The organism is Mesorhizobium sp. M1006, from assembly GCF_040318825.1.
Taxonomy (GTDB): Bacteria; Pseudomonadota; Alphaproteobacteria; order Rhizobiales; family Rhizobiaceae; genus Mesorhizobium.
In genome coordinates this window covers 12,296-27,640 of the sequence record NZ_JAMYMZ010000060.1, presented here as the reverse complement: position 1 = coordinate 27,640, position 15,345 = coordinate 12,296, and the positions used below count along the sequence as shown (strand labels likewise).

The following is a 15,345-nucleotide window of genomic DNA, read 5'->3' as shown; positions in this document are numbered from 1 at the left end:
AGCCGGTCGTCAGCCCCGGTAAGGCGCAGACGATCTTCACATTGAGTTTCTCCTCGGCGATCGCCATGCAGATGAAATCGTAGGCCCGCCTCGATGCGAAGACGGCATAGGTCGTCGCGAAGGGCGTGAAGCCCTCCCGCGCCAGGCCGGCGGCGGCGCTCATCAGCACCTGCTCCGCCATGCCCATCTGATAGAAGCGGTCCGGATGCTCCTGTGCGAAGACATGGAGATCGGTGTATTTCGCGAGGTCTGCCGTCATTCCGACGATCCCGGGCCGCTGGTGCGCCAGTCTGGCCAGTGTGTGCCCGAACGGCGCATTGCGTGTCGGTACGCCATCGGGCGCGATCGACGCGATCATCGCCGATGTGGTCTTGCGCTCACCGGCATTGGCGGCGTGGCGCGGCGCGAATTTTGACAACCTCAACGCGGACGTCCCTTTTCCAAAGCTTCGAGCGCCAGCGCCCATTCATGCGGTTCGACGCGGATGAAATGCGTGATGTCGCGGGTTTCCAGGAATGGCACACCCTTGGCCATGCGCGTATCGCAAACGATCACACGCGGACGAGGTTCCTTCAGGCCGCGCGCCAGGTCGAAGGCCTTGCGGACCGCCTCGATGTCGTTGCCGTCGACGCGCTGCGCATGCCAGCCGAACGCCTCGAACTTGTCGGTCACCGGTTCGGAGGAGAGCATGGCCGTCGACGGACCATCGGCCTGCTGATTGTTGAAGTCGACAATGGCAATGAGATTGTCGAGCTTGTGGTGGGCGGCCGACATCGCGGCTTCCCAGGTCGAGCCCTCACCGAGCTCGCCGTCGGACAAAAGATTGTAGACGAAACTGTCGCTTCGCTTGCGCGTCAGCCCCATGCACATGCCAACGGCAATGCCAAGGCCGTGACCGAGCGAGCCGCCGGTGATCTCCATGCCGGGCGTGTATGGCGCCATGCCCGACATCGGCATACGGCTTTCATCGCTGCCATAGGTTTCGAGCTCTTCCTCCGGCAGCACGCCCGCTTCGATCAGAGCCGCGTAGAGCGCGATCGCATAGTGTCCGATCGACAGCAGGAAGCGGTCGCGTCCCTCCCACAACGTGTCCTCCGGCCGGTAGCGAAGCGCATGGAAATAGGCGACGGCAAGCACGTCGGCGACACCCAGCGCCTGTCCGACATAACCTTGGCCCTGGACTTGGCCCATTCGCACGGCATGTCGGCGGATACGATAGGCTCGTTCGGCCAGGCTGACATTGCTGCCAGCGCGAGGCATCTCAAGATCCGTTATCCTCTCAGCCATGGATCAGCATCCCACCGTTGACGTCGATCACGGCGCCGGTGATGTAGCTGGCCAGATCGGACGCCAAAAAGAGATAGGCGCCAGCGACGTCGCGCGCATCCCCCAGCCGGCTGAGCGGGATTCCCTTGATGATGTCGGCGCGCATGGCTTCGGTCAGTTTGCCGCCGGTGATGTCGGTCTGGATCAGGCCCGGTGTGACACAGTTGACGCGGATGCCTTCGGGACCGAATTCGCGCGCCATGGCCTTGGCAAGCCCCAGAACACCCGCCTTGGCAGCCGAATAGTGCGGGCCACCGAAGATGCCGCCGCCGCGCTGGGCCGAAACCGACGACATGCAGATGATCGAGCCACCGCCATTTTCGCGCATGTTCGGGATGAATGCCTGGCTGAGATAGAGCACGCCGCGTAGGTTGACATCGAGCATGCGGTCCCAGTCAGCCGGGCCGATATCCAGTGTCTTTGCGGGCTGCGTGATCCCGGCAATGTTGCACAGCACGTCGACCTTGCCGAAGGCTTCGGCCACTTCGGCAGCAGCCCTCTTGCACGCATCGAGGTCGGCGACGTTACAGGCGAGGCCAATGTGCTCGGGCCCAAGCGACTCGGCGGCGTCACGGGCCTGTTGCTCATCGAGGTCAAGAATAGCAATGCGCGCGCCTTGCTCCGCCATCAGCGTTGCCGTGGAGCGGCCTATCCCCCGAGGGCTCGCGGCCCCTGAAATCACCACGGCCTTGCCCTTCAGCAACATGTCGAACTCTCCTGCTATTTCTCTTTGCCGGTGATCTAAAGTCGGTAGAACCGGGCAGCGTTGTCATGGAACAGCGCGAGCCGCTCCTCGTGCGGGTAGGCGATCGTAGTTTCCTTGAAGGCGTTCAAAATGGCGTCGAAGCTCGAGAACAGCTTGTCGACGGGGAAGTTCGTCGCGAACATCAAGCGGCCGACGCCGAAGGCTGCGATCGCCTCCTCGACATAAGGACGAATCGAGGCCGTGGTCCAAGTCCAGTCGCCCATGCCGAGGCCCGAGATTTTGCAGGCGACGTTCGGCGCTTGCGCCAACTGGTGCATGCCTTTTTTCCAGGCGCCAAAATGCTCGGCGCCGTCGACCTGCATGCCGGTGTGATTGAGAATGATCTGGACGTCGGGAAAGTCGCGCGCGAGTTCGAGGAACTCGCCCATCTGGGGATAGTAGAGCTGCAGGTCGAAGCTCAGCCGTCGCTTCGCCAGCTCCCGGAAACCACGCCGCCATTCGGGTGTCCGGCTCACCTCCGGCCGCGCCAGATAGGTCTTGGCGGCGTCGGGATGGTAGTTCATCGACTGCCGAATGCCGCGGAAGTTCTGATGTTCCATGTGGCGGTCGAGGAGCTCGCCAACATCGGGTCTAGACAGGTCGGCATAGCCGACGATGCCGTGGGGAAACCCCCGCTTGTCGGCGATCTCCTGCAGCCAGCGCGTCTCCCCAACCGGATCGCTGGGATCGAACCCCACATCCAGGTGCACCGATTTTACGAGGTTCTGGTTCTTGCCGTCCTCAAGATAGTCCTCGAGAAGGTAACTTTTTCGGATCGCCTCGTAGTCACCGAAGGCTGACGGCTTAACCCCGTCGGTCAGCCACGGATAATAATTGGCCTCCAGATCCCACAAATGATGGTGCGGATCGATGAACGGCAGCTCGGCCACGGTCGGGATTCCTTGCTTGAGGTCTGGACCCGCCGGCCAAGCCGGCGGGTCCATTGGGTGGCGGTCAGTTGCTCGGGGGAAAGACGCGGGCGATGACCTTCTTGGCCTCGGGACTGTCAACCTTGTCGGCCGTAACAAGAGGCATGACCAAGGCCAGATCCTGGGTCACCGGCGCGCCCGTCAGTGCGTTGTAGACCTGTTGGGTTCCGTCGATCCCTTGGCCCACCGCCTCCTGGAAGAAGATGCCTTGGATCGCTCCCGTCTTGAGCAGCGCAATCGTTGTCGGCGAGCCATCGGCGACGGTAATGCCGATCTTGCCGGCCAGGCCGCGCGTTTCGACCACCTTGGCGGCGCCGCTGCCGGCTTCGTCATACATGCCGTAGATAGCCTTGACATCGGGATTAGCGGTCAAGAGGTCATTTGCCTGGGTGACGGCTTCGTTGATCGTCAGGCCACGCGTCTCCAGCATCTGGACGAGGTCACACCCTGCGGCCGCGAACGCCTCCTTGGCGCCCTTGAGGTATTTCTGCGCATTCTCCCGATCCTGCGGCAAGGACAGCATACCGACCTTGTTGCCGCCACGCTCCTTGGCGAGCTCGCAGGTGAATTTCCCCTGCGCCTTGCCGGTCTCATAGTTGTTCGCCGTGACCGAGGATGTGTAGTTGGTGAGGCCCGGCTGCGGCCCGATGCCGGCGAACGCGATCGGTACTTTCTGCTTCGCCAGATAATCGAGCAGCGGCGGTGTCGATGTCGAGCTAACGGGGCCGATCACAATGGCCGAGACACCTTTGGTGACGGCGGTCCTGGCATTGTCCATCTGCTTGGCGGGCGAATTCTCCGACGTGTACTCGACATAGTCCATGCCAAGCTCGTTGGCCTTCTCCTTCACGCCGTAGCCGACCCATTGCCAGTAGGAGATATCCAGCGATGGGGCGATATAAGCGACGGTCTTCTTGTCTTCAGCATATGATGCGCTGGACAGGCCGGACGCCGCCAATGCTGCAAGCAGGATTGTCTTCATTTTCATCTTGGTTCCTCCCGTTGATGATCTAGATGCGGTTGTTATTGCTGAAGCGGTCGATCAGAACCGCGAGCAGGATTGCAGCGCCGGTGACCGAGCCTTGCCAGAAGCTGTTCACGCCAATGAGGTTCACGCCGTTCTGGATACAGGTGATCATCAGCGCGCCCAGCACGGCGCCGATCGCGCTCCCGGTTCCGCCAAAGAGGCTGGCCCCGCCAATGACGACGGCGGCGATTGCCTGCAGCATCAGGCTGGCGCCGGCAGTGGCTTCGGCGTTGAGGATGTAGCTTACCGTCAACAGCCCGGCGAAAGAGGCGAGCAGGCCCGAAGCGACATAGGCCGCGAACTTAATGCGCAGAACCGGAATGCCGAGCAGCCGGGCGGCAATTGCCGATGAGCCGACGGCGTAGAACCAGCGTCCAAGGACGACCTTGCGCAAGGCGTATTCCAGCAGGACCATCAGGATGATGCAGAACAGAAGATGGTTCGGGATGCCTGGGATGATCTCGCCCGAATTCAGGAGCCAGAAATCCGGGGCGCCGATCGGCATCGAACGCCCATTGGTGACGATGAAGGCAAGGCTGCCCGCCACCGCGTAGGTGATGAGCGTGACGACGAAAGGCGCGAGCCCGACGACCGTGACCAGAAGGCCATTGATCGAGCCGAACACAAGGCCGACCGCCAGGCCGGCAGCACTCGCGGTCAGTCCGTCACCGCCATTGGCCATCGCCAACGCGGTCACCATTCCGGTCAGGGAAAAGACTGAACCGACCGAAAGATCGATTCCGCCGGTAATGACGACCAGCAAAACACCGAGCGACATGATTATGAGAGGCGCGGCGGCCTGGATGATGTTTTGCACATTGCCCATGCTGAGTGCTGCGGGCACCAACATGCCGACGGCCAGCAGCAGGACGACGATCGCAGCGGCAATCGCGGCTTCCGTGCGGTAGGACAAAAGAACTACTGGGACGCGCGACGTGGTGGTCCGGAGTTTTTTCGTCGTGGTGGTGCCGTCGGTTGCGTCGGTCATGCCGCCATCCCCGTCAGTTCGGCGAGCCCCTCCTCGGTGAAGTGCTCTTCAGGCAGAAAGCCCTTTGGCCGCCCATCGGTGTCAAAGGCGAAAATGGCGTCGCAAAGCTCGAGCAGTTCGACGTTCTCGGTCGACCACCAGATGATGATCGCGCCAGCGTCGGCCATCTCCCGGATCAAACCGTAAATGTCATGCTTGGTGCCGATGTCGACGCCACGCGTCGGCTCTTCCAGCACCACCATCCGGAGCGGCAGCCCAAGCCACCGTGCGACGAGAAGCTTCTGCTGGTTGCCGCCGGACAACGAGGCCGGCAGGTCCCAGATCGAGCTGGCTTTCAACTTCAGCGCCGAAACGAGATCACGACATTCCTGCCGCTCGGCTGCGGCTACGATCCGCCGCCTCTCGCGAACCCTGCGTGCTGCAAGCACGTTATCGACGATGGGCAGCTGCGAAAGGATCCCTTTGGTTGCGCGGTCGCCCGAAACAAAGCCGATACCGGCCCGCGCCGCTGCCGCCGGGGACGAGAAGCGGCCCCCAAAGCCTTCGCCCGAAAGGCGCCAACCGGCTCCGGGTCCTGCGCCTACAAGGGGAGCAATGAGACCAGTCGGACCCGCCGGTGCGCCGGCTAGACCCAGGATGGTGCCGGTCGAAAGCGCTATCCGGACGTCGTCTGGGCCCAGGAGCTCGATTGGTGAGCCCTGTCGGGTGTCCTGTGGCGCGTTACGGTGGGTTGCTGGACGCTGCGCGTGTTGGCCCATCTGCTGGATGATGTCCGCGTCGCTGAGCGAGGCCAGGGGCGTGGCATTCGCGATCGTGACGCCATCGCGCAAGATCGTGCAGACATCGCAGAGCGCGCGGATTTCGCGCATACGGTGAGAAACAAAGACGATACCGATGCCTTCTTCTCGCACCAGCCGCTTTAGCACCGAGAAGAGTTTGACCGTCTCGGCGGCTGTCAGGTTCGCGGTAGGCTCATCGAGAAGCAGCACTTCCGCTCCAGTCGAAAGTGCGCGGGCGATCTCGACGATCTGGCCTTCGTGGAGGGACAATCTGCGTGCCGGCAGATCGATGATCTCTTCGCCGATCGCCGGGTCGATCAGGCGCAGGGCATCAAGCGCAATTTCGCGCATGCGGCGACGGCTGATCTGCGACCAGCCCGACCGCGCATGCACAATGCCGATGTTTTCTGCGACCGACAGCTCGGGCAACAGCGCCAGCTCCTGATGCACCACAGCGATGATCGGACTAACGCGGCCGGCCTTCGATGAGGCGAAGCCAATGTCGCCGGCATCGCGTGAGGCCAGCCCCGTGATGATGCGGATGAGCGTGCTTTTGCCGGCGCCGTTGCCGCCAAGGAGCGCGTGGATTTCGCCAGCCCGAACCTGAAAACTCACCCCCCGAAGGACCTGTGTCGCGCCGTAGTTCTTCTCGACATTGGAAGCTTCGATCAGGAGCTTCCTGCTCAATGCCTGTCCAACTCCCGGCACATTGCCGGCACTACCCAAGCTTTGGGCTGAACCCGCTTCCATTCTGCATCTCCTCCCGAGACCACCAGATCATGCGACCGATTGACATTCGGCTCAATTCTCGTTTCTTAACATTCTGTGTAGCTGAGCTTAACTGACCGGATCGATGTCAAATCTCAAGTTCAATTCGATGGCCCATTTTGAGGCGGTTGCGCGGCTTGGCGGCGTGGCCAAGGCCGCTCAGGAATTGCAGGTGACACCTTCGGCGGTTAGCCAGCAGCTGCGGCTGCTTGAACACCAACTCGGGGTGCGGCTTTTTCAGCGCGAAAAGCGCCATCTCTCGCTCACGATCGACGGTGAGCGGCTCTTCCAGACCACGACCCAGGCTTTCGAATCCATACGCGAGGTGCGTAATGCCATTGTGCGGCAGCGCGAAAGCTTCCAGCTTAGCCTGCGCGTCAGTCCTTCCTTCGGCGAGAAATGGCTGGCGCCGCGGTTGGCCGAGTTCAGCAAGGGCTATCCGAGCTGGAATTTGCGCGTCGACGCCACGCCCAATTTCTCGGATTTCGAAACGGAGGTCATCGATCTCGATCTTCGTTATGGCGACGGCGGCTGGGCCGGCCTTTATTCGGATTGCGTCGTCAACGATCTGATCCTGCCGATGTGCTCGCCTTCCTATCTTGCCGAACTGCGCGCGATCTCACCGGATCCGCGCGAGCAGCTTCGCCATGCGCGGTTGATCGACAGTGTGAAGGCCTATTTCCGGTGGGATTATTGGCTGCCGTGCAACGGTATCCAGGGCGCCCGCATGACGTATCCCTATCGTTTCGACCGTTCGTCAATGTCGGTTCAACTGGCGAAGGACGGTGCAGGTGTGGTCCTGGAAAGCACATCCATCGCATTCGAGGACCTGGTGTCGGGTTCTCTGGTTCCGGTCTCGATAGAGTTCGAGGTCATCGAGTTTCCGGGATACTGGCTGGTCTGTCCTTCGCGGCATATGAACCGGCGCGCGGTTCGCCTGTTTTCGGACTGGGTGTCACGCGTGGGTAAGCGCGACACCGATCTGGCTCGCCGGTTTCTGGCGGATAAGCAACTGCGCATATCGTTCGAACGACGGCCTCATTTCGGGGCACGGGATGACAAAGCGGCGCCAATGGCGTGAACAGTTCGGCGTTCAAGACATGGCAAGACGAAGATTGACAGCACGTTGCGGTTGAGGAGCTGGCAAAACCCAGGCTGTGTGCAAGCGAATGGGTTGGCCCCGCTTTTCCAGCGACCTTCCTCTTTTCCAACCCGACAACGACTGACTTACCTGTTTTCTGACGCAGCCGGAGACGGAGGCACTCAGTTCATACAGCCGTAAATTACCGGCGTCATCGTCCGTGCAACGCTACAGGGAATGCTCGACAGCATTGTAATGCCATTCCGCCGACGCGGCCATGGCTTCAATGAACGCGAGTTTGACGGTAGCGACTAAGCAACCGAACCGTGGCGCCAATGACCTTCTGAGCTTCCTCCCATTTCGGAAGATCTCGTTCCCCAACACGCGTGGCGATCGCGGCCAGTATCCAACCTACGCAGCTGATGTCTTCGGCAGCCTTCAGTTTCTCATGCTGCAGGATGCAAGCTTCAATGCCCGGTCGGGGCGGAGACCCGGGCGTAGTACGCTCAGCGATTAGCTGCAGACCGGCGTCGTAGGCGGCGCAAATTTTAATTCTATCGCCCCTTTCCGATTTCATCACCACATTCGCCCAAAGGGCCAACTCAGTTAAAAGATCGGTTACTTCATCTCTCATTAAAAACTGCCGCTGTTTTCTTCATGAAACGAAATTCCACGATCCAGATAGCGCGTGGCCCGGACAATGAGCGAGGTATTTTCGGGGTTTGTTGTTATCGAGCGAACCACTCCTTCTAAGCTTGCCGAGAATGTTAGTCAAAACGCTCAGTTTGCTCGGCAGGATCGCCGTCTAGACACAGCGGGCAAACATACGCATGCGGTTTCGTCACCACCAAGACCACCGATGGCTTGTGGCAGCGATCACAGGCAAAATCCCGGTGTGCAGTAGGCCAAACGTCATTTTCTATCTTTAGAGCACGGAGCCCCATCGTTTGGCAGCCGTCATCTTGCTGCCAGCCGGCGGAGGGCGCTGGGCTGGCACAGTGGTCTCGGGTTTAATGCGGAGGTATGGGAAAGAGAGGCTCTCCCGGCTCACTGCGCCAGCAATGGTATCGGCACTCACAGGGGCGTCCCAGGTTGATTGGTGGCCCGTAGCGAGAAGACTCGATCGGGCGAGTTTGGCTGATTACTCGCATTCTGACCGCCGAATTCAAGAATAGTGTTGCCCTTGAGATAACTCTTCGCGCTTGAGTTGCACGTATGCAACAGCCACTACCGACCTGCGAGGAGCGGAAAATTCCGAAACCTTGTCGGCGCCGCGAGAGGCCCCTTATTTGAAATCGCGTCTTGGCTTGCGACCTGGATGCCTCGCGCGAATATGCCGGTCTGATGGTACAGGCGAAGGCGACTGGTAAAGCGATCGGCAAGGCCGAAGGTTACGTCGCCGCCACAGCCGCTGCTCGCGAGTTCTTGTTCGTGGGCACGATCGGCATCGGGCGGGCCAGACCAAGATCGGCATGGCCAATCTCGCCTACAATCTCACCCGCCCGTATGGCACCAGGGGCGAACTGCGCCCGCATGACGACGAAGGCGGCGCAAACCGCCACCGCGATGCCAAAATCGGCAATCTCAACAACCAACTCCGAAGCGATCGCCGTCATCAGTCCACGCAGAAATCAGCGCGGCCCTACCGGTCCGCGAAACGCCGGTAGTACGAGGTGCCCAGGTGGCTGGAGCCATTCCTATGAAGGCAAAGCCTGACCCTATTCGTGATATTCTGAAGCGCCTGCAGTGGTGCTGGGTCACGTTCGCTTCCCGCGCGATCTTGGCCGTCCATCAACCACGGCGCGTCCTTAGTTCCTCAATATTCACGACACTGTCGAAAATATACCCCGCGCCCCGCTCGGTGCGGATATACCGCGGGCGCGGCGCCTTGTCCTGCCCCAGCTTACGGCGAAGGCGGACGATAAGAACATCGATGCTGCGGTAGTAGACCTCCTGATCATAGACACGGGTCGCCATCAGAAGCTGCTCACGTGAAAGGACCCGACCTGGGTTCTTGAGAAAGGCCATCAGGAGGTTGAACTCGCCGGCGGTGAGCTTGACGTCAGGATCCGTTCCTCGGCGCAAGCTCCGACGCTTGGTGCTAACTCGCCAGTCATCGAAATGGTAGATGGTATTTCGGTCACGCTCCGGCCGCTGGCGCATAGCGGCGCGCACGCGGGCGTGGAACTCCGTAAGCCCGAAGGGCTTGGTGATGTAATCGCGGGCGCCGGTTTCGAGGCCAACCACCTTGTCGGCCTCATCTACGTAGTCACCGCTGACGATGATGATCGGAAGATCCCTCTTGGCAGCGAAATCTCGAACGAACTGCAAACCGTCCTCTCGGCCGTAGCTCAGGTCGACAATTGCTAGATCAATCGCTTCAGAAGCCATATTGCTGGCGGCCTGCTGGCGGTTTTCGACCGCTCTGATGTTAAACTCATGCTTAGACAAGAAGCCCATAAGCGGTTCTCTCGTCGACGCGTCCTGACCGACAATGAGGATGTTCTTCATGGTCACTTCCTGTTGACTGCAGCTTGGGCTGCCGGGGACGGTAGTCAAATTAGTGACGCTCAGCAGGTGGGACAATCTTCATCAGGCGTATTGCGGAATAGCGCAGACAAATAGGTCCTATGCGGAGTTCCTGCTGCGCAACAGTGCCCCCAAAGCCTGCTAGTTTTTGATGGATTGTCCGTCCTCTGCGACCACTCGTTCGGCAGACCGGGTTTATCCCCGCTGAGATTCGTATCGCTCCGGTCCTCTGGCACCATCACTGGAGCGCTTTTGCACCCAACTTCCTCTCCCGGCGGCTCCAATTCAGTTCAGTTTTGTTTCAATTTAAATCGCTGAAAAGTTGACATTCGTATGGATTCGTCGAGATTTATTGATCAGACGCAGAACTCGCCTTGATGTTAATTCCACTGTCTACAGGAAACTCCTGATGCCAAACCTTTTATCTAATTCCAATCTCCTTTCTAGACCCATGCTATCCTTTCTTTTGAACTTGCATGTCTTATTGTGCAGATCGCTCAGGGGGCGGAGCTTTCATGAACGGCGGGATGTCCGAGAGCAGGAGAGTGGAGATGAGTAGACTGGTCGTAGTCTCAAACAGGGTTTCGCTGCCCGACGAGCATGGTTCCCCGCCGCCAGGCGGGATGGCGATTGCGCTGAGCGCTGCGCTCCGGCGAAGGCACGGCCTATGGATGGGCTGGTCGGGGAAGGTGAAAGCCGGGGAGGACCCGTCAGGGCCGATCTCACGCCGGGAGGCCGGCGGGATCAATTATGCGCTTACCGATCTCTCGCAGACAGATTTGGACGACTATTACTACGGCTTTGCCAACCGGGTTCTTTGGCCGGTTTTCCACTGCCGAGTCGACCTCGCCGAGTATTCCGAAGCACGAATGTCCGGATATCAGCGCGTCAACCGACTGTTTGCAAAGCTGTTGCAGCCGCTCATCAGCGACGACGACGTCATATGGGTGCACGACTATCACCTGATCCCGCTTGCGAAAGAACTGCGGAACCTCGGCTGCGGCAATAAGATCGGCTTCTTCCTGCACATTCCGTGGCCGGCGGCGGACATCCTCTTCACCGTACCGCACTATGATGATTTGCTACGCGGGCTTTCGTGCTATGACCTCGTCGGCTTTCATACCGATGACGATCTTAGTAACTTCGCCGAATGCTTGCGCCGTCAGGGGTTACCGGACCCCATCACAAACGGTGTGTGCCAAGCCTATGGACGTGTGTTTCGCTGCGGCGTTTTTCCGATCGGCATCGACACGGCCGAGTTCGAACGACTGGCCGAGCAGGCGGCGCGCAGCGAGACTCTGCAGGAGCCCTCTCAGAGGATTCCCGGTTGTAAAGTCGCGATCGGCGTCGACCGCCTCGACTATTCGAAGGGCATCGAGAAGCGCATCGTCGCGTTTGACCGCTTCCTGCGGAGCAACGACCACCGCATCGGCAAGACGCAACTGCTGCAGATCACACCGAAATCCCGCACGGAAATACCGGCATATCTGGCGATGCAAAAGGACGTCGCCGAGCGGGTGGGGCGCGTTGATGGCGAACTCGGAACGATCCATTGGATGCCCGTTCACTACATCAACCGGTCCGTTGGACCCAGCGAGCTCGCCGGTCTATACCGCATGGCACGCGTCGGCCTGGTCACGCCGCTCCGCGACGGCATGAACCTTGTAGCTAAGGAATATGTCGCCGCACAGGACCCACAGAATCCAGGTGTTCTCGTGCTTTCGCGTTTTGCCGGCGCAGCCAGAGAGCTAGGCGGAGCGATCCTCGTCAATCCCTACGATCCGGAAGCGACGGCGAGGGCCATCGAAGAAGCCCTGGACATGCAGTTAGATGAGCGGATCGATCGTTGGCGTGCGATGATCGGCCGGCTCCGCGAATACAACGTCTATCGCTGGTGCGACGACTTTCTGTTAGGCCTGGATCAGCGCTGAGCTTTGCCGCGTTCCTTGGCCTAGCTTCGCCAGCATGAGGCTGACCGCGACCAAGTGAATCAGGCAGCATTTCGGCCTCGCTGAGCGATGCCGAATGTGCTGACGCTTAGCGCGAGCACACCGCTTACTAAGACAAGAGGAGAAGGCCGTGGATGAGCTCGCTTGCAGTCGCGAAACTTCAAAAAAGCGGGCGCAGCCGTTTGTCGCGGAACCTCGCGCCACACGGCAGCGGCAAATGCTGGCGTCGATTGACCTGAACTTGCTGTTTGCTCTCGAAGCGCTGCTGGAACACCGCAACGTCACGCATGCGGCTCGACACGTGGGCTTGAGCCAGCCCTCGATGAGCCGAGCGTTGAGGAGGCTGCGTGGCATTTTCAACGACGATCTTTTGGTTCGCGGCTCCATGGGCCTGGTTCCGACCCCGCAGGCCCAAAGCTTGAGCCGAATGCTGCCGCCGGTGCTGGATGCGATCCGCGGGATAGTGAACGGCAGTCTTGCCCAAGCCAATTGGCGATCGAAGGCGATAATGGCGATGCCCGATCATCAAGGACTGGTCCTGCTGCCGCGGCTCCTGCCCCGGCTGCGCCAGCACGCGCCTCATCTGGACGTCGTCATCGATCCGCTTCTCTCCGGCGCGATGCGGCGGCTTGAGCTAGGCGAGATCGATTTGGCTATAGGGCAGATTAGCGCCTCGCCGCCCGGATACTTGAGGCGCAGCCTCTACTCCGACCGGTTTGCCTGCCTGCTGCGCCACGACCATCCAGCCCTGGCGCGGGAATGGACAATCGAGAGCTTCGCGGCCTTGCGCCACGCAGCCATTGCCTTGGACTCCAAAGACGGCTTCGGCCGGGTGCATGACGAACTGGTCAAGTTAGATCTCCAGGGTCGCGATCCGGTGTTGGTTTCCAACATCTTGACGGCCGCGTTGGCGATCGCGGCGACCGATCTGCTGTTGATTATACCACGCCGCGTCGCGACCAGGATCGCCGCCTTGCTGCCGCTAGCGATCATGGATCCGCCTGTGCAATTGACACCCTATGAAGTCGCGCTGATTTGGCACGAGCGTTCCCATCGCGACCCGGAGCATCGTTGGCTGCGCCACGAGATCGCCGTCGCCGCGGCGGCGGGAACAGAGCAAAATATCCCAACTGGGAAGGCAAGTGACTGATGAGTCGCCTAGGCAAGAAACGTGATCCGAATCCGGGGCTATCGTCAGGATATGACGGAAAAGGTTTATTGCCCTGCTCGCCCGTTGGGAGGGGAAGCTGGCTCGCATTGAAACCGTGCCGGTTTCGACAATTTGAAGCGAGGCAACAGGGCCAGACGAGAAGGTATCATACGCCCAGCCATCTATATACAGGCCAAAAACCGCCTCTCGTCGACCGCCATTCGGCCGCGCCAAGCCTTCCACAGGCCAGCTTCCCATGGTGTCTGTGAGGTGCCTGCATGCTGGCAGCATATCTTGGCTCGGACCCCGAAGCATGCAAGTCCTTGGCACTAATCGCGAGTTCTCTGAGGCAGATCGATATCCTTGATCACCGTTTATTGCGGGCAGGGCGCTCCGCGCAGATCGTCATCGTCGATTGTCGCGAACCGATTCACGACAAGCACGGGCGTGCGAAGCTCTCGCCCGAACCTGTCAAACTGGCTCTGGTTCTGGAAGAGAGCCTGGATCGACAAGCGGTCTTCTCCAACGGGTATTCCGATTACCTGTTGTGGCCGCTCACCGAGCAGGAAGTTCTGCGCAGACTTACCGCCTGCATCGTTCAGTTCGCGCAGCGTTCTACCCCGCCTTTCTTCTCAGCCGATCCGATCGTTCAGAATTCATGCAGTCTGCTGGCGCAGCGGGTCGATCAGCAGATCACCCGCGTCGAATTGGCGCGAATGGTAGGGACCAACAGGACAACGCTCACCACCCGTTTCGAGACATCGTTTGGCTGCGGGCCAATGACTTGGCTACGGCGCTACCGGATGACGGAGGCTGCTGACCGGTTGCGTAACGGGCATGAAAGCATCGCCAAGGTCGCCGAATCCTTCAGCTACGAGAACAGCAACAACTTCTCCACAGCCTTCAAGGCGTTTCATGGCCTCTCGCCACTGCGCTATCGCAAAATGATACGGCGCAGAGAAAAGCCTGTCTAACGCAAAGGTGGGGGCCGGAGCGAATTGGTATAAGGCGACGCGGGCACGCAAAGATCATCTCATCTCCGAGGCGTTTCCGCGCTTTGGGCACCTTAAGCTCTCGACCAACGCTCATGTCTCACAGCAGGAGGATAAAGCATGTCGAACGCATTTTCAGTGAATGTTCAAGAGTATGAACAGCGCTATTCCAAAGAACACTATGAGGCGGCGTCCGCATTTTTCTACGCCAAGCCCCTTGTTTTGGCCCAGTTAGATGCTGCGCCCCCCAGTGACGACACGATCGCCAACGCTCAAGGGACAGTGCAGTTTCACCTCATCGGCCAAAAAACCGAAGATCCGACGTACAGCGGCACCCTCAATGAGAATCAGGACAATCTACTGGCAATAGGAGGAATTATTAACGACTACATGCATACCCATTATGCGAACATCGATGCACAGAAGCTTGATATCAACACATGGGCCGATGTTGTTGGCAACATTCCAGATCTCTCTGTGGGCAGGCAAAAACTGAAGAGTTTTTCAAAAAAGGTGGCCGGGACGTCGGTCTCAGCTACTTTCCTCTCGCTGATTGCCAAGGCGATCATTACCGACGGGGCATCGTTGCTGCTGGATTTCCAGTCCTTCCTTACAGAAATGGGGAATCTCACCTTCAGTGCAAACGGCAAGGCGCAGCGATACAAGGCGCTGACATGCACCTACCAGAGCTACCTTCTCGATAATGGGGCAGGCGGATATTACGACTACGGAGCAATCGTTCTGCGGCAGATCGAGTTCAAAGAGCACTTCCTCGAGCTGAAATCCTCTTGTTCGTCGACCCACTACGTCCGCGTCGACATGGACTATGCCGAGGTCACCAATCTCGTTCAGACCCGTCGGATCCGCAAAGGCGGCCCCGATCACGAAAACTTCCAGGAGCTTGTGAATAAGAACTCCACCGACCAGTTCAAGAAGGCCAAGAACTTTTTCAACGGTGGCTCGACGCCGCAACAAGACATCAAGCCGCAGGTCTGATCGTCAGGCCTTTGATCGCGAAAGCAGCGCACCCAACCAATAGCGTGGATTTGGACGAACGTCACCCGCATCATGGATGCGATAGA

The 15,345-nt window shown here is 59.6% G+C and carries 14 protein-coding genes; 5 read left to right on the top strand and 9 right to left on the bottom strand.

Annotated elements, in window-relative coordinates:
- From NKH60_RS30855 to NKH60_RS30825, 7 genes are all read right to left on the bottom strand, one after another.
- Positions 1-424: transketolase family protein (locus tag NKH60_RS30855; protein ID WP_502907797.1), on the bottom strand; the 424-nt coding region annotated here is incomplete at its 3' end.
- Positions 421-1,260, bottom strand: coding sequence for a transketolase (locus NKH60_RS30850; RefSeq protein ID WP_156948304.1), 840 nt, complete (start codon positions 1,258-1,260; stop codon positions 421-423). The genes NKH60_RS30855 and NKH60_RS30850, both read right to left, overlap by 4 nt.
- Before the next feature lie 19 nt (positions 1,261-1,279).
- The gene (locus NKH60_RS30845; RefSeq protein WP_023722445.1) at positions 1,280-2,032 is read right to left on the bottom strand and encodes an SDR family NAD(P)-dependent oxidoreductase; all 753 of its coding nucleotides are present in this window, start codon (positions 2,030-2,032) and stop codon (positions 1,280-1,282) included.
- Positions 2,033-2,067: 35 nt separating this feature from the next.
- Positions 2,068-2,961 carry an amidohydrolase family protein gene (locus NKH60_RS30840; RefSeq protein WP_352786284.1) on the bottom strand — a complete coding sequence of 298 codons (894 nt, stop codon included), beginning with the start codon at positions 2,959-2,961 and terminating at the stop codon, positions 2,068-2,070.
- A gap of 64 nt (positions 2,962-3,025) precedes the next feature.
- Positions 3,026-3,982 (bottom strand): substrate-binding domain-containing protein, encoded by a 957-nt coding sequence (locus NKH60_RS30835; protein ID WP_502899837.1) that lies wholly within the window; start codon positions 3,980-3,982, stop codon positions 3,026-3,028.
- Positions 3,983-4,010: 28 nt separating this feature from the next.
- Entirely contained in the window at positions 4,011-5,015 is a 1,005-nt protein-coding gene (locus NKH60_RS30830; protein WP_352786282.1) for an ABC transporter permease, read from the bottom strand.
- Positions 5,012-6,481, bottom strand: a complete 1,470-nt coding sequence (locus NKH60_RS30825) for an ATP-binding cassette domain-containing protein (RefSeq protein WP_352874540.1) — start codon at positions 6,479-6,481, stop codon at positions 5,012-5,014. The genes NKH60_RS30830 and NKH60_RS30825 overlap by 4 nt, the downstream gene beginning before the upstream one ends.
- A gap of 166 nt (positions 6,482-6,647) precedes the next feature.
- Between NKH60_RS30825 and NKH60_RS30820 the strand changes: the two genes are divergently transcribed.
- Positions 6,648-7,643 carry a LysR substrate-binding domain-containing protein gene (locus NKH60_RS30820; RefSeq protein WP_352874539.1) on the top strand — a complete coding sequence of 332 codons (996 nt, stop codon included), beginning with the start codon at positions 6,648-6,650 and terminating at the stop codon, positions 7,641-7,643.
- A 1,391-nt stretch (positions 7,644-9,034) separates the two neighbouring features.
- On the opposite strand, the gene NKH60_RS30815 is transcribed toward NKH60_RS30820, so the two are convergent.
- Together NKH60_RS30815 and NKH60_RS30810 are read right to left on the bottom strand one after the other, a co-directional pair.
- Entirely contained in the window at positions 9,035-9,259 is a 225-nt protein-coding gene (locus tag NKH60_RS30815) for a hypothetical protein (protein ID WP_023722452.1), read from the bottom strand.
- Positions 9,260-9,434: 175 nt separating this feature from the next.
- Positions 9,435-10,154, bottom strand: a complete 720-nt coding sequence (locus tag NKH60_RS30810; protein WP_352785518.1) for a winged helix-turn-helix domain-containing protein — start codon at positions 10,152-10,154, stop codon at positions 9,435-9,437.
- Between the two features lie 569 nt (positions 10,155-10,723).
- On the opposite strand from NKH60_RS30810, the gene NKH60_RS30805 reads away from it, so the two are divergent.
- The 4 genes from NKH60_RS30805 to NKH60_RS30790 all read left to right on the top strand — a co-directional run bounded on the left by NKH60_RS30805 (position 10,724) and on the right by NKH60_RS30790 (position 15,259).
- On the top strand, positions 10,724-12,103 hold the full coding sequence (locus NKH60_RS30805) for an alpha,alpha-trehalose-phosphate synthase (UDP-forming) (RefSeq protein WP_352706706.1): 1,380 nt from the start codon (positions 10,724-10,726) through the stop codon (positions 12,101-12,103).
- Between the two features lie 235 nt (positions 12,104-12,338).
- The gene (locus NKH60_RS30800) at positions 12,339-13,271 is read left to right on the top strand and encodes a LysR family transcriptional regulator (RefSeq protein WP_352785535.1); all 933 of its coding nucleotides are present in this window, start codon (positions 12,339-12,341) and stop codon (positions 13,269-13,271) included.
- A gap of 278 nt (positions 13,272-13,549) precedes the next feature.
- The gene (locus tag NKH60_RS30795) at positions 13,550-14,245 is read left to right on the top strand and encodes a helix-turn-helix domain-containing protein (protein ID WP_352451774.1); all 696 of its coding nucleotides are present in this window, start codon (positions 13,550-13,552) and stop codon (positions 14,243-14,245) included.
- Between the two features lie 138 nt (positions 14,246-14,383).
- Positions 14,384-15,259: an Evf family palmitoylated virulence factor gene (locus NKH60_RS30790; protein ID WP_352509612.1), complete on the top strand. Its 876-nt coding sequence runs from the start codon at positions 14,384-14,386 to the stop codon at positions 15,257-15,259.
- Positions 15,260-15,345: the final 86 nt, after the last annotated feature.

What these genes read in the sequence shown, in the direction of transcription:
- NKH60_RS30805 (WP_352706706.1), top strand. Translation starts at nt 10,724, where the DNA reads ATGAGTAGACTGGTCGTAGTCTCAAACAGGGTTTCGCTGCCCGACGAG.
- NKH60_RS30800 (WP_352785535.1), top strand. Translation starts at nt 12,339, where the DNA reads ATGCTGGCGTCGATTGACCTGAACTTGCTGTTTGCTCTCGAAGCGCTG.
- NKH60_RS30815 (WP_023722452.1), bottom strand. Translation starts at nt 9,259, where the DNA reads ATGACGGCGATCGCTTCGGAGTTGGTTGTTGAGATTGCCGATTTTGGC.
- NKH60_RS30850 (WP_156948304.1), bottom strand. Translation starts at nt 1,260, where the DNA reads ATGCCTCGCGCTGGCAGCAATGTCAGCCTGGCCGAACGAGCCTATCGT.
- NKH60_RS30830 (WP_352786282.1), bottom strand. Translation starts at nt 5,015, where the DNA reads ATGACCGACGCAACCGACGGCACCACCACGACGAAAAAACTCCGGACC.
- NKH60_RS30810 (WP_352785518.1), bottom strand. Translation starts at nt 10,154, where the DNA reads ATGAAGAACATCCTCATTGTCGGTCAGGACGCGTCGACGAGAGAACCG.
- NKH60_RS30835 (WP_502899837.1), bottom strand. Translation starts at nt 3,982, where the DNA reads ATGAAGACAATCCTGCTTGCAGCATTGGCGGCGTCCGGCCTGTCCAGC.
- NKH60_RS30845 (WP_023722445.1), bottom strand. Translation starts at nt 2,032, where the DNA reads ATGTTGCTGAAGGGCAAGGCCGTGGTGATTTCAGGGGCCGCGAGCCCT.
- NKH60_RS30790 (WP_352509612.1), top strand. Translation starts at nt 14,384, where the DNA reads ATGTCGAACGCATTTTCAGTGAATGTTCAAGAGTATGAACAGCGCTAT.
- NKH60_RS30820 (WP_352874539.1), top strand. Translation starts at nt 6,648, where the DNA reads ATGTCAAATCTCAAGTTCAATTCGATGGCCCATTTTGAGGCGGTTGCG.
- NKH60_RS30795 (WP_352451774.1), top strand. Translation starts at nt 13,550, where the DNA reads ATGCTGGCAGCATATCTTGGCTCGGACCCCGAAGCATGCAAGTCCTTG.